This window comes from Hymenobacter sp. PAMC 26628 (genome assembly GCF_001562275.1).
GTDB lineage: Bacteria > Bacteroidota > Bacteroidia > Cytophagales > Hymenobacteraceae > Hymenobacter.
This window is the reverse complement of sequence record NZ_CP014304.1, coordinates 2,841,661-2,854,936: the sequence shown is the minus strand read 5'-3', so window position 1 is coordinate 2,854,936 and position 13,276 is coordinate 2,841,661. Positions and strand designations below refer to the sequence as shown.

General features: G+C 60.2%; 11 protein-coding genes. 5 read left to right on the top strand and 6 right to left on the bottom strand.

Going from position 1 to position 13,276, the window contains the following annotated elements; translation table 11 throughout:
• Positions 1 to 170 precede the first annotated feature (170 nt).
• Both AXW84_RS12560 and AXW84_RS24915 read left to right on the top strand, forming a co-directional pair.
• On the top strand, positions 171 to 2,612 hold the full coding sequence (locus tag AXW84_RS12560) for an endonuclease MutS2 (protein WP_068233617.1): 2,442 nt from the start codon (positions 171 to 173) through the stop codon (positions 2,610 to 2,612).
• A 27-nt stretch (positions 2,613 to 2,639) separates the two neighbouring features.
• Positions 2,640 to 3,626, top strand: coding sequence for a hypothetical protein (locus AXW84_RS24915; RefSeq protein WP_157886984.1), 987 nt, complete (start codon positions 2,640 to 2,642; stop codon positions 3,624 to 3,626).
• A gap of 15 nt (positions 3,627 to 3,641) precedes the next feature.
• Here the strand turns inward: AXW84_RS24915 and murB are convergent, their stop codons facing one another.
• The 5 genes from murB to AXW84_RS25540 form a co-directional block, all read right to left on the bottom strand.
• A complete protein-coding gene (murB, locus tag AXW84_RS12555) occupies positions 3,642 to 4,682 on the bottom strand; it encodes a UDP-N-acetylmuramate dehydrogenase (RefSeq protein ID WP_068233610.1) in 1,041 nt (346 codons plus the stop codon).
• 32 nt (positions 4,683 to 4,714) lie between these two features.
• On the bottom strand, positions 4,715 to 5,227 hold the full coding sequence (locus tag AXW84_RS12550; protein WP_157886983.1) for a hypothetical protein: 513 nt from the start codon (positions 5,225 to 5,227) through the stop codon (positions 4,715 to 4,717).
• 136 nt (positions 5,228 to 5,363) lie between these two features.
• On the bottom strand, positions 5,364 to 6,767 hold the full coding sequence (locus AXW84_RS12545; protein ID WP_068233601.1) for a sugar MFS transporter: 1,404 nt from the start codon (positions 6,765 to 6,767) through the stop codon (positions 5,364 to 5,366).
• A 152-nt stretch (positions 6,768 to 6,919) separates the two neighbouring features.
• Entirely contained in the window at positions 6,920 to 7,561 is a 642-nt protein-coding gene (locus AXW84_RS24910; RefSeq protein WP_157886982.1) for a hypothetical protein, read from the bottom strand.
• An 83-nt stretch (positions 7,562 to 7,644) separates the two neighbouring features.
• Positions 7,645 to 7,797: a hypothetical protein gene (locus AXW84_RS25540; RefSeq protein ID WP_204248374.1), complete on the bottom strand. Its 153-nt coding sequence runs from the start codon at positions 7,795 to 7,797 to the stop codon at positions 7,645 to 7,647.
• A 124-nt stretch (positions 7,798 to 7,921) separates the two neighbouring features.
• Here AXW84_RS25540 and AXW84_RS12540 point away from each other — a divergent pair, with 124 nt between their 5' ends.
• The 3 genes from AXW84_RS12540 to AXW84_RS12530 all read left to right on the top strand — a co-directional run bounded on the left by AXW84_RS12540 (position 7,922) and on the right by AXW84_RS12530 (position 12,520).
• A complete protein-coding gene (locus AXW84_RS12540) occupies positions 7,922 to 9,088 on the top strand; it encodes a THUMP domain-containing class I SAM-dependent RNA methyltransferase (RefSeq protein WP_068233598.1) in 1,167 nt (388 codons plus the stop codon).
• A gap of 73 nt (positions 9,089 to 9,161) precedes the next feature.
• Positions 9,162 to 11,414: a DNA helicase RecQ gene (recQ, locus tag AXW84_RS12535; RefSeq protein ID WP_068233595.1), complete on the top strand. Its 2,253-nt coding sequence runs from the start codon at positions 9,162 to 9,164 to the stop codon at positions 11,412 to 11,414.
• A 284-nt stretch (positions 11,415 to 11,698) separates the two neighbouring features.
• Entirely contained in the window at positions 11,699 to 12,520 is an 822-nt protein-coding gene (locus AXW84_RS12530; protein WP_068233592.1) for a LexA family transcriptional regulator, read from the top strand.
• Positions 12,521 to 12,616: 96 nt separating this feature from the next.
• Here the strand turns inward: AXW84_RS12530 and AXW84_RS12525 are convergent, their stop codons facing one another.
• The gene (locus tag AXW84_RS12525; RefSeq protein ID WP_068233590.1) at positions 12,617 to 13,216 is read right to left on the bottom strand and encodes a DUF4142 domain-containing protein; all 600 of its coding nucleotides are present in this window, start codon (positions 13,214 to 13,216) and stop codon (positions 12,617 to 12,619) included.
• Positions 13,217 to 13,276 lie beyond the last annotated feature (60 nt).

Here is a 13,276-nt window from a genome sequence, read left to right as displayed (position 1 = left end):
CGTTTCTGTGCTCTCAGCATGTTCGTTACAACATCGTCGGCTAGACAAGGATGATGAGTCCCATCATGACCGGCCGACAATATTTGCGGCTATTCAAAACCGCTAGCTCGCGAAATCTTTCGCCCCGCCCTGCGGTTTATCTTCGTAGCTATATACCAACGCCTGCTTACTTGCTACTTCCCCAAAACTTCGAACACAAAATCGGTTTCGCCGCGCTGCGCCAGCGGCTCGAAGCCAACTGCTTATCGGCCCTGGGCCGCCAGTACGTGGCCAAGCTGGAGTTCCAGACCAAAGCCGAGCCGCTGCTGAAGCTGCTGCAACAAACCAACGAATTTGCCTTTTTGCTGCGTTCGGGCGCTGACTTTCCGGCCTCGCACTACTACGACCCGCAGGTACACTTCAAGCGGGCCGCTTTGCCCGGAGCCTTTCTGGACGTGCCCGCGTTTTTTGAGGTGAAGATGAGCCTGCGTACGATTCGGCAGGCGCTCACCTTCTTCACGCAGGCCCCCGAGGAGCAGTACCCCACGCTGCGCCTGCTGGGCATCGGCGTGCAGGTGGACCGCAACCTGATGGCCGCGCTCGACAAAGTGGTGGACGACGAGGGCTTGGTGCGCGACGATGCCTCGCCGCTGCTGCGCCAGTTGCGCCAGGAACTCATTGTGCGCCAGGGCCAGTTGCGCCGCCAGCTGGCGGGCATCCTGCGCCACGCCATCACCGAGGGTTGGGTGCCGGCTGGGGCCGAGCCGACGATTCGTGGTGGAAGATTGGTGCTGCCGGTGATTGCCGAGCACAAGCGCCGGGTGAAGGGCCTGATCCACGACGAGTCGGCCACGGGCCAGACGGTGTACATCGAGCCGGCCGCCGTATTCGAGCTGAACAACGACATCAAGGACCTCGAAAATGCTTACCAGCGCGAGCTGATCCGCATCCTCACGGCCCTCACCGACCAGTTGCGGCCCCACCTGCCCGACTTGCGCCGCGCTTATCAGTACCTGGGTTTGCTCGACTTTATCCGCGCCAAGGCCCGCCTGGCGGTGGAGCTGGACGGCCAGTTGCCGCGCCTCGACCCCAAGCCGCTGCTGCGCTGGAAGCGCGTGCGCCACCCGCTGCTCACCCTGGCCTACGCCGAGCACAAGCGCCTAACCGGCGAAGTGCGCGAGGTGGTGCCGCTCGACCTGGAACTGAACCACGAGCAGCGGATGCTGGTGATTTCGGGCCCCAACGCCGGTGGTAAGTCGGTGACCTTGAAGACGGTGGGCCTCGTGCAGTACATGCTGCAGCTGGGCCTGCTCATCCCGTGCGGCGATGAGTCGGAGGCCGGCGTGTTCGAGGACATCTTCCTCGACATCGGCGACGAGCAGAGCCTGGAAAATGACCTCTCGACGTACTCCTCGCACCTGTTGGCCATGAAGCAGTTCCTGCTACTGGCGGGCAAAAAGAGCCTCGTGCTGATTGACGAATTTGGCACCGGCACCGAGCCCAGCTTGGGCGGCGCCATTGCCGAGGCCGTGCTGGAGCAGTTCAGCCGGGCCCGCACTTTTGGCGTTATCACCACGCATTACACCAACCTCAAGAACTTCGCCGAGCGCACGCCGGGCTTCGTGAACGGGGCCATGCGTTACGACCCCGAGCGGCTCCAGCCCCTGTACCGCCTCGAAGTGGGCAAGCCGGGCTCCAGCTTCGCCATCGAAATTGCCCGCAAAATTGGCCTGCCCAAAGACCTGGTGGAGCGCGCTTCGCAGCTCGTGGGCAAGGATAAAATCCGGTACGACCAGCTGCTGGAGGGCCTGGAGCAGGAGAAAACCGAGCTGGAGCGCCACACTGCCGAGGCCGCCAAGCAGGAGCGCCGCCTCAAAAAGGCCGCCCAGGAATACGCCGACCTCAAGCAGCACATCGAGGACACGCGCCTCGAAACCCTGCGCGCCGCCAAACAGGAGGCCAAGGCCCTGCTGCGCGACACCAACCAGCAGATTGAGGCCACGATTGGCGAAATCCGCCGCGGCCAAGCCGACAAGGAAATCAACAAGCTGGCCCGCGAAAAGCTGGATACGTTTGTGCGGAAGGAGCTGCACATCGAGCCGCCCAAGGCCCGCGCCACCCGCGAGCTGGCCACCGCCGGCGGCCTGCAGCCCGGCGATAAAGTGGCCCTGCTGGGCCAGGACGGCTACGGCGAGCTGGTGGGCGTGAAGGGCAAAACCGCCGAGGTGATGTTTGGGGGCCTCAAAACGCTGGTGAAGGTGAGCCAGCTCGAGAAGCTGGGCCGCGCCGAAATCCGCGACCGGGAGCAGGCCGCCAAGGCCAAAACCTCGCGCCTGGGCGCCGGGGGCCCCAGTGGTAATGGCGTGAACATCACCGACCGCATGGCCGGCTTCAGCCCCACCCTCGACCTGCGCGGCGAGCGGGCCGAAGACGCCCTGACCAAAACCATGAGCTTCGTGGACGACGCCGTGATGCTGGGCATGCCGGAAGTGAAATTCGTGCACGGCCGCGGTAACGGCGTGCTCCGTCAAGTGGTGCGCGACTACCTGCGCTCCGTCAAAGCCGTGGCCAGCGTGGCCGACGAGCACGCCGACCGCGGCGGCGACGGCGTGACGCTGGCGGTGTTGAAGTAAATATTCGTATTCAAACTACTAGGTAGAATGGATAATAAATCTATAAGTGATATGCAGGCAATGAAAAATGCCAGTATGAATAAGAAAAGGATATGTATGTATTCTGGGTGTAATGAATTAGCTATTAAATCATATGTATTGCAAAAGAATGGTATTCTGAGACAAATATCAGAAGATAATCATTTGATAGAATTAAAAACAACTAGTCTTAATGAAGTAGAAAAGAAAGGCATGTTTGCGTTTAAAAAAATAGGTGTAAACGATGCGTATACTTTTAGTGGGTTTTGTGCCCGCCATGATAGTTTAATATTCAAACCCATAGAAGATGAAAATCTTGTGGATTTTTATAACCCTCTTCATCAATCTTTATTCGCTTATCGTGGTCTTTGTCAAGAAATAAGGAGGAAGGAAATATCTATAGAATGGATAGACGATGCTAGTATGAAATTGGATCCTTTTTCAAGAATTCAATTTATTTCATTGCAAGATGGATATAAACTAGGTGTGAAAAATTTAAGCTTTTTTAAATTACGAATAGAAAAAACAATTGAGACAGAAGATTTCGGCGAATTTATATTCAATACTATTGAAATGGATAAGATAGATTTGTGCGTATCAGTTCCTCTTAATATAGATGAAGAAGAAGACTCTAATCCGCTGAATCTATCATACGAAGAGTGGAAGGATAATTTAAAATTTCCTTTCTCAACATCCTTCATAAATATATTTCCATATAAACAGAAGTCATACTTTATAGGTGGTTATCATAAAGATTATCCTTGTAAATGGACCAAGAATAAAATTAATAAACTAAATTATCTAAAGAATAAGAAGTTAAGAAAAGAATTGAGTGACTTTATTGTTCTCAGATTAGAGTTTTGGGTTATGTCACCTGGTTTATTTAAGAAAATACCTCCGCGTGTAATGGAAAAGTATATGCAAACATTCTCTAAAAATATTATGAGTCATAAAGCAAAATTAAAAACAGATATCAATTTATTTGAAAGCATTTAAGAAATCAATTACTCGCTACAAAATGTTCACCTCCGGGTGTAGCTCGATGCCGAACTGGGCGCGGACGGACTGAATAATCTCCTCGGCCAGCAGGCGCAGCTCGTGGCCGGTGGCTTCGCCGTGATTTACCAGCACCAGGGCTTGGCGGTCGTGCACGCCGTGGGTGCCGCTGCCGGGGCCCCGGCGCAGGCCTTTCCAGCCGGCTTGCTCGATGAGCCAGCCGGCGGGCACTTTCACGCCGCCGGGAACGGGGTAGCCGGGGATGGCCGGGTGCTGGGCACGCAGTTCGTCGAACTTGCGCTGCGAGATTTCGGGGTTTTTGAAGAACGAGCCCGCGTTGCCGATTTCGGCCGGGTCGGGCAGCTTGGAGCGGCGGATGTGCACCACGGCGCGGCTCACGTCGTGCGGCGTTGGCTCGCCCTCGATGCCGAAGCTGGCTAGCGTTTCCTGGAGGGCCCCGTACTGCACGTTGGGGCGGGCTTGGCGGTGCAGGCGCAGCACCACGGCCGTGACCACGAACTGGTTTTTGAGCGGGCCCTTAAATACGCTTTCGCGGTAGCCAAAGCCGCACTCGGCCGCGCCAAACGTGCGCAGGGCCCCGGTAACTACTTCCACGGCTTCGAGCCGCTCGAAGGTGTCGCGCAGCTCGGCGCCGTAGGCCCCGATGTTTTGCAGCGGCGCGGCCCCCACGGTGCCGGGGATGAGCGAGAGGTTTTCGAGGCCGCTCAGCTGCTGGCCCAGCGCGTACTCGACCAGGCCGTGCCAGCTTTCGCCGGCCCCGGCGCGCACCAGGGCGGTGGTGGCGTCGTCGGCGTTTTCGGTGAGAATTTCCAGGCCCCTAATCTCATTTTTTAGCACCACGCCGGCAAAATCCTGCGTGAAGAGCAAGTTGGAGCCGCCGCCCAGAATGAGCTTTTCGGCGGCCTGTACCTCGGGCAGGGCCAGCAAGGCCCGCAACTCATCGGCGCTGCCGAAGCGGGCGAAGTAGCGGGCCCGCACGGCGAGGCCAAAGGTGTTGTAGGGGCGGAGGGAGACGTTTTCTTCGAGGTGCGGCATGGGGCGGCAAAGGTAGCGCCGGGGCCGGGGCCCTACTCGGGCAGGGTGGCCGTCACGTTGAAGCGGGTATCGGCGCGGATGGTGGTGTTCTGGCGTAGGGCCTGGGCCACGGTCACCGTGGTGAATAAGGTGTAGGAATTGCCCCGCAGGTACATGTCAAGCTTGGTGCCGGTCGGTTGCAGGGTGATGGCGGTTTGGCCGGCGGGCACGGCGTCGAGCTTGGCCAGCAGCGTTTTGTTGGTGCCCGCCGCGTCGGAGGCGATGGAAATGCTCACGCTCTTCAGGAAGTCGAAGTTTTGGGTGGACGGGCTGGTGGTGGTCAGCGTCAGCTGGTCGAGGGTGACGTCCTGCACGTAGTCCGACGAGGTTTTGTTGTTGGTATAGGTGCTCGACGAGGTAGAGGACACCGTGAGGCCTGGCAACATCACCACCGCGCCTGTGGCCGTGGCTGCCGCCGGTACCGTGAAGCTGCTGGAATCGCCAACGGTAAAATGCAGCAGGTTGAGCAGCTTCTTGCAGCCGCCAGCCCCAAGCGCCAAGGCCAACAAAACGATAAAAAGGGAAGATTTTTTAACTGTAATAAGATGGGGTTTCATAATAAAAAGAAGTAGGGTTAAGGACAGTGCCAAGCTACTAGCGCCGCCGCAAACTCACCACTACTTGGGGCCCCCTTCTTGAATTTTACCGCACCCGGTAGCCGCTCAGCGCATAAAACAGCAGGTACAGGTAGCACAGCGCGGGCACCGCAAAGGCTACCCGTAGCCCGCCGCCGTGCGTGGCGATGAAGCCCATAAGCGGCGGGATGAGGGCCCCGCCCACGATAGCCATAATCAAGTACGACGAGCCCTGCTTGGTGAAGGGCCCCAGCCCGGTGATGGCCAGCGGGAAAATTACCGGCCACATGATGGCGTTCATCAGCCCGCAGAGCACCACCAGCCACAGCGCCGTTTCGCCGCTGCTCAGGATGCTAGCTACCACCAGTGCCGCGCCGGCCGCGCACACTGCCACCAGCAGTGCCCGGTTGGGGAAGCGCAGCAGCAGCGGGATGCCCACCACCCGCCCCACCAGCGAGCCGAACCAGTACGACGACACCAGCACTGCGCCCACCGCTTTGGTGAAGCCGATGGACGTGTCGATGGCCGCCGGCGCTTGCCCAAATAGGGCCCCCGCCCAGCCCGTGGCCGTGTTCAGGCCGCGCACCAGGCTTTGGGTGAAGCCGGAGAGCTGCGCAATGCCCTGGCTCTCGCCGTACCGAATCAGCAGCGAGCCGAGCCCAACTTCCACGCCCACGTACACAAAAATGGCCCCGATGCCCAGCACGAGGTGCGGAAAATCGAGGGCCGACGTGCGCCCGGCGGCCACGGGCCGCGCCTCCAGGGCCTCTTCCTCGGGGATGCTCTCGATATCGGGCAGCTGCACGGCGAAGAAAAACACGCCGGCCAGCAGCACCAGAAACGCCGCCAGCCCCAGGTAGGGCCCCTTCACGAGCTGCGCCTCGCGGCCCAGGCGCTCGGCCAGGGGAAGGGCGGCCAGCTTGGCCTTCAGAGCCACCGAGCCGCCAAACAGCACCAGCCCACCCACCAGCGGCGAGAGGGCCCCGCCGAAGTTGTTAGCCACCCCTACCACGCTCACCCGGGCCGCCGCGCCGCGCGCGGGCCCCAGCACACTCACGTAGGGGTTGGCCGCCACTTGCAGCAGCGTGATGCCCGCGCCCAGCACGCCCAACGCCGTGAGGAACAGCCCAAACGTGCGCGAATTGGCCGCCGGCACAAAGAGCAGGGCCCCGGCTGCCATCACCAGCAGCCCCGCCACGATGCCGCGCTGATAGCCCAGCTTCTTCAGCACAAACCCGGCGGGCAGCGACATCAGAAAGTAGGCCCCGAAAAAGGCAAACTGCACGGCCGTGGACTGAAAATCGGTCAACTGGCAGACGTCCTTGAGGTAGGGCATCAGCACGTCGTTAAAGTTGGTGACGGCCCCGAACAGGAAGAATAAGCTCGTCATGAGCACCATGGGCCCGGCGTAGGAGCGGGCCGGCGCCGCAGCCGTCGAAGCCGCCGAAGCAGTAGTAACAGGAGTAGCCATACGGCGCGGAAGGTACAAAAAAGCCGGCCACGCGGGCCGGCTGGGGAATAACTGCGCTAGTATTACATTCTTTTAAATCAGGCTATCTACTGTAACGGCTTATAGTAGATTGTCCTAATACTAGGGTGTTGAATCGCGAAGTGGTTGTGTTATTAAGATTGTAAAGCTTTGTCTAAAAACTGTTTGTGTTGATCAACAGCAAACCACGTTGAGATATCTAACTCATCTGGATAATCTGCACTTTGTTTAACAGTATTCGTCGCAATGAGAAAGTGGAAATAAATCCTTTCTCCTAGTTTTAAATGTGGTACAATGGTTCTGAAGCCATAATCAATGAACTCAGTAAACGAGTAGGAGAGATTTAATTTGTTTTTAAATCTCTCCGGCATCCAGTCAGATATTTCTGCTCTAGCTCGCATGAGCTCACTGTCTTCAGTGCCAATATGTATTACATCAGTTGCATTCTCTATTTCAATTGCATCTAAAAATTCCCCGGTAGCACTGCCGAATGAAGTGTCTTTGGTTGGATTAATAAGTTTGCAATAAATATGCAGATTTTCAACTGCTTCGCTAATCTTTTCAATGTGGTATCTATAACCCCGCGAAGTTTCAATTTTCATTGTCTTATTATTCAACCATTCATTTTTAATTTCAAAGACTTGAAAATGTATTTTGTGCCCTAGTGTTTTTGTATAGCCACCCTCACGCATCACGGCGTCACTGTAATCACTTTCGACGCTGGTTTGAATGACACCAAGTTTAGTCTCAAAATCGTCCTTTAGAATAGGTGTCATAAACTGGTGGCAAAAATTGTGGGTATTATAATTGTCATGAGCTATTCCAACATAAAGTGAGATAGCAAGGTGAAGCGTAATAGTTACGGTTTAATCCGTACAATTTTTCCTTCCCGCATCACCACCACCTCGCTATTTTTCTGGCGCTTGAATTCTAGCATCCGTTCATAGGCGATTTTTAGGCCTGCCATGATTTTCTCTTGGCGTTCAAGTTGTTCTTCCCGATTCGTAGTCATAGCAATTTTTTATCGTTGGTACAAAGTGCCGTTCATTACTTAAAACTCAGAGCTGCAAGATAGCGGCCGGGGCAATTTCGGGCGGTTGGGGGCCCCAACGCATTCCTGCCCGACCTTTGCGGCCATGCACCTCACCGCCACCACCCAGTTTGGATTAGAAGAATTGCTCGCCGACGAGCTGTACGCCTTCGGGGCCGACATCACGCACGTGGGCAGCCGCGCCGTCGAATTCATTGGCGACCAGCGGCTTCTCTACGAAACCGTGCTCTGGAGCCGCCTCTCCATGCGCCTGCTGTGTCCGCTGGCCGGCTTCTACGCCCCCGACGAGCGGGCCCTGTACCGCGAGGTGGGCCGCGTGGATTGGAGCGAGTACATCGGCCCGGGCCAAACCTTCGCCATCACGGCGGTGGTCAACAAGTCCACGTTTGAGCACTCGCTGTTCGTGGCCCAGCTGATGAAGGACGCCATCGTGGACCAGTTCCGCGACCGCACCGGCCAGCGGCCCGACGTGGACACGCGCCACCCCGACATCCGCCTGCACCTGCGCATGCTGGAAAACGAGGTGATCATCAGCCGCGACGCCGCCGGCGACTCGCTGCACCGCCGCGGCTACCGCCAGGCCACCAACGACGCGCCCCTGAACGAGGTGCTGGCCGCCGGCTTGGTGCTGCTCGCCGGTTGGGACGGCAAACAGCCGCTCATCGACCCCATGTGCGGCTCGGCCACCATCCTCACCGAGGCGGGCCTCATCGCGCAGCGCATCGCCCCGGGCCTGTTCCACCAGGGCAAGTTCGGGTTTGAGAACTGGGCCGATTTCGACGCCGAGCTCTGGCAGCAGGTGCGCGCCGAAGCCGAAGCCCAGCACCTGGAAGAGCCCCAGGCCTACCTGGCCGGCTCCGACATCGACCCGAAAGTCATCGACCAGGCGGCCCAGAACATCACCGCCGCCGGCCTCGAAGACTGTATCCGCCTGTCGGTGCGCGACGTGAAGGACGCCGCCGCGCCCGCCAGCCAGGGCCCCGGCCTCGTCGTCACGAACCCGCCCTACGGCGAGCGAATCGGGGAAGAGGCTGAAATGGCCGCCTTCTACAAAACCATCGGCGACGCGCTGAAAACCAACTTCCAGGGCTACGAGGCGTACGTGCTGACCGGCAACCTGGACGCGGCCAAAACCATCGGGCTGAAGGCCACCCGGCGCATCCCGCTCTTCAACGGGCCGATTGACTGCCGGTTGCTGAAGTATGAGCTGTACCGGGGGAGCCGGCGGGCCCCGGCGAATCCGCAGCCGTAGCGCGGCCGCTGGGGCCCCGTTGGAACTTCGCGGGCCCCGCCGTTCCTTTATAGTAGGTTACCCTTGCCCCGTTATGCCCGATACCCTGACTGCCGCCGCCGACCTCCTCCCCGCCGCCCGCCGGGCCCTGAAACGCTACTACGGCTACGATAATTTCCGGCCCATGCAGGCCGACATCATCCAGAGTGTGCTGGCGGGGCAGGATACCGTGGTGCTGATGCCCACCGGCGGGGGCAAGTCGGTGTGCTTCCAGGTGCCGGCCGTGGTCAGCGAGGGTACCTGCGTGGTGGTGTCGCCGCTCATTGCGCTCATGAAGGACCAGGTGGAGGCCCTGAAAGGCAACGGCATCGCCGCGGCTTTCATCAACTCCAGCGTGGGCCAGACGGAGGCCAATGACATTGCCCGGGCAGCCGTCAGCGGGCACCTCAAGCTGCTGTACGTCAGCCCTGAGAAGCTGCTTTCGGACGGGTTTATGCAGTTTTTGGGGCGGGTGAACATCAGCCTGTTCGCCATCGACGAGGCGCACTGTATTTCGAGCTGGGGCCACGATTTCCGGCCCGAGTACACCAAGCTGGGGGCCCTGCGCACGCACTTCCCGAGCACGCCCATCGTGGCCCTGACGGCCACCGCCGACCGCCTCACGAAGCGCGACATCATCACCCAGCTCAACCTGCACGAGCCCAAGGTGTTCCTCTCCAGCTTCGATAGGCCCAACATCAACCTTATTGTGCGCCCGGGGCAGGACCGCGTGGGCTCGGTGGTGGACTACATCACGCGCCACCCGCAGGACCCCGGCATCATCTACTGCCTCTCGCGCAAAACCTGCGAAACCATTTCCCAGAAGCTTCAGCAGAAGGGCATCAAGGCGGCGCACTACCACGCCGGCCTCACGCCCAACCAGCGCAGCAAGGCCCAGGAGGCCTTTTTGCAGGACGACGTGCAGGTGATTGTGGCCACCATCGCCTTCGGCATGGGCATCGACAAGAGCAACGTGCGCTGGGTGATGCACTACAACCTGCCCAAAAACATCGAGGGCTACTACCAGGAGATTGGCCGCGCCGGGCGCGACGGGGCCCCCAGCACGGCCATCCTGTTCTACAGCTTCGCCGACGTGATGCAGATGCGCGAGATGGTGACCAAGGACGTGCCCGCGCGCCAGGCCCAGCTCAACACGGCCAAGCTCGAGCGCATGCAGCAGTTTGCCGAAGCCGCCAGCTGCCGCCGCAAAATCCTGCTTCACTACTTCTCTGAAACCCTGGGCGAGGACTGCGGCAACTGCGACATTTGCCGCAACCCGCCCACCACGTTCGACGGCACGCTGCTGGCCCAGAAGGCGCTGTCGGCGGTGGCGCGGGCCCGCGAGCGGCTCAGCGTCACGCTGCTCATCGACGTGCTGCGCGGCATGCGCAACCAGGCCGTCATCGGCGGGGGCTACGACCAGATCAAAACCTACGGCGCCGGTGCCGACCTGCCGTACCTCGATTGGTACAGCTACGTGCACCAGATGCTGAACGACGGCCTGTTCTACATCGCCTACGAAGAAGGCTACGCGCTGAAAATTACGCCCCGCGGCCACCAGGTGCTCAAAGGTGAGTTGCCTCTGCCGCTCAAGAAGTTCCAGCCTTCCGAGAAGGCCGAAAAGCCCAGCCGCGCCAGCAAAAAAGCTGCCGCCGAAACCGCCGCCACCGGCTCGCCCGAGGCGCGGCTGTTCGAGCACCTGCGCCAGCTCCGCAAGCAGCTGGCCGACGAGCAGGGCGTGCCGCCCTACGTGGTGTTCAGCGACGCCACCTTGCAGGAAATGGCCCAGGAGCAGCCCACCAGCCGCATGGCCATGCTGGCCGTGTCGGGCGTGGGCATGAAGAAATTCGAAACCTACGGCGAGGTGTTCATCCAGGCCATTGTGCAGCACGGGCCCCCGCGCAACGTGCCCGCCGGCGACGACGAGCTGGCTCTTGGGGCCCCCACAGCGCGCGCCAAGGCCGACAAGCCTGCCCCCAAGCCCACCAAAGCGCCCGCCGACCCCGCCGCCGTCAACGATTCGGAAGACGCCACGTTCCAGCTGCACCGCCAGGGCCTCAACCCTTTGCAGATTGCCGAGCAGCGCGGCTTAGCCGAGAGCACCGTGAAGGCCCACTTGGAGCGCGCCTACACCAAGGGCCTGGCCCTGCGCCTGGAAGAATTCGTGACCGATACCCAGCTGGCCGAAATCGCCGCCGCCCGCACCCAGCTTGGCGGGGCCCCGGCGCTGCGCGACTTGTTCGACCACCTGCGCGAGAAGTACGACTACTTCCAGCTGCGTTTGGCGGGCATCCGGCTGAGAAGATAGGGCCGCTGCTACCCCAGGAAGGCCAGTTGCTGCCCAGCGGCTGGCCTTTTTTTGTTTCCTGGGGCCCCAGCCGTCGGCCAGGGATTATCGCCGCTTAAGCACCTGGGGCCCTTGGGAGGCTTGCGCACTGCGGCCCAGCTTATCGATTGCCCGGCTGGGCGCAAAGTTATTTTTCGGGAAGTAAAAATTTAAGCTAACGGAATTAGTAACTTCGCTGCGGCGTTGCCAACTTTGTCAGCCCCGGCACTGCGCCCGGTGTCCTTTTCCGGCTGCACCCTTTCCCAATGATAAACACGAACTTAAAGTTTTGGCGGCGCGAGCTAGCCCTCACCCAGGCCCAAATTGCGGAGAAGCTGGGCATCAAACGCTCCCTGGTGGGTGCCTACGAAGAAGGCCGCGCCGAGCCGCGCATGGCCACGCTCGTGAACATGGCCCGCCTGTTCGGCATCTCGCTCGACCAGCTGGTAACCACCGACTTTAGCAAACGCAAAAATGCCAAAGCGGCCGCCACCATGCGCCAGCTGGAGCCTGCCCCGGCCGGTGGCGACGACGACGACCCCGAGCCACCGGCTGGCGGCCAGCTCCGCATCCTGGCCCTGACCGTGGACAAGGACCAGAACGAAAACATCGAGTTGGTGCCCCACAAAGCCGCCGCCGGCTACCTCAACGGCTACGCCGACCCCGAGTACCTGGGCGAGCTGCCCCGGTTCCGGCTGCCCATGCTGCCGGCCACGGGCAGCTACCGCGCCTTCGAAATTTCGGGCGATTCGATGCTGCCCCTGGTGAGCGGCACCGTGGTGGTGGGCCGCTACGTGGAGGAAATGGCCAACCTGAAGGACGGCACGCCTTGCGTGGTGGTGAGCCCGCGCGACGGCATTGTGTTCAAGCGCGTGTTCCGCAAAGCGCGGCCCGCCGGGGCTCTGGCCCTGCACTCCGACAACCCCCGCTACCAGCCCTACGACTTGCCCGGGGGCGAAGCGCTCGAAATATGGGAAGCCAAGTGCTACATCAGCAGCCACTTCCCCGCTGCTGAGCTTTCGCTCGAACGCCTGGCCAGCGTAGTGGCTGACCTGCAACAGCAAGTAGCCGAGCTGCGCAACGCCTAGCGGCCCCGGCTGGGCTAGCGGCCCGTTACCCAAAAAAGCCCCGGCAGTGCCGGGGCTTTTTACGTTTCTGCGCGGTTTGGATGAAGGGAAATTCGCCTATTTCCGGTCGTTGGCGCGGTTGAACAGCTCGGTTGTGTGGGCTGCGTGCTCGCGCAGCTTGGGCAAGGTTTCGGCCGCGTAGGCGCGCAGCTCCGGGGTGCTGGCCTTCTCGGCTGCTTCGCTGAAGCGTTGGATGGCGCGCTCGTGCAGCGCGCCCAAATCGCGGAGGTATTTTTTGTCGAAGCCCAGGTACTTGCGGTCGTCCACGTCGTCGTAGATTTTTCGGTCGTCGTGGCTCATCATCTTGGGCAGCGCCAAGCCCGTGCGGTCGGCAATGGCTTGCAGCTGGCTTTGCAGCTCGGTGTGGTCGGCGTCGGTTTGCTTGCCGAAGTCTTTCACTTCCAGCGCCGTTGCTTTTTGTGCAGCCAGCGCGCTCAGGGCCGAGGCCAGCAGGTTGTCGCTGGTAGCGGCCGTGGCAAATTCTGAGTCGTATTTAAGCTGCGCCTTGGTGAGTGACGGGTTGACGACGCCCGCCTTGATGCGCTTCTTATTGAGTTTGTTGGCTTCCTTGACCGGCTTGTCTTGGGCCAGGGCAGGGGCCCCGGCAGCGGTGCTGAGCAGGGCAGCCAGGGCGAATAACTGCAAACGGTGGGGCATGGCGTGGGGGAGGGAGGAGGCAAAAAAGGTAACGCCCCGGGGCCCTGCGCGAGGGGCCCC

Bases quoted from the DNA above. Each gene is read 5' to 3' on its own strand.
- AXW84_RS24915 (WP_157886984.1), top strand. From the start codon at position 2,640: ATGGATAATAAATCTATAAGTGATATGCAGGCAATGAAAAATGCCAGT.
- murB (WP_068233610.1), bottom strand. From the start codon at position 4,682: ATGCCGCACCTCGAAGAAAACGTCTCCCTCCGCCCCTACAACACCTTT.
- AXW84_RS12545 (WP_068233601.1), bottom strand. From the start codon at position 6,767: ATGGCTACTCCTGTTACTACTGCTTCGGCGGCTTCGACGGCTGCGGCG.
- AXW84_RS24910 (WP_157886982.1), bottom strand. From the start codon at position 7,561: ATGACACCTATTCTAAAGGACGATTTTGAGACTAAACTTGGTGTCATT.
- AXW84_RS25540 (WP_204248374.1), bottom strand. From the start codon at position 7,797: ATGACTACGAATCGGGAAGAACAACTTGAACGCCAAGAGAAAATCATG.
- AXW84_RS12540 (WP_068233598.1), top strand. From the start codon at position 7,922: ATGCACCTCACCGCCACCACCCAGTTTGGATTAGAAGAATTGCTCGCC.
- recQ (WP_068233595.1), top strand. From the start codon at position 9,162: ATGCCCGATACCCTGACTGCCGCCGCCGACCTCCTCCCCGCCGCCCGC.
- AXW84_RS12530 (WP_068233592.1), top strand. From the start codon at position 11,699: ATGATAAACACGAACTTAAAGTTTTGGCGGCGCGAGCTAGCCCTCACC.
- AXW84_RS12525 (WP_068233590.1), bottom strand. From the start codon at position 13,216: ATGCCCCACCGTTTGCAGTTATTCGCCCTGGCTGCCCTGCTCAGCACC.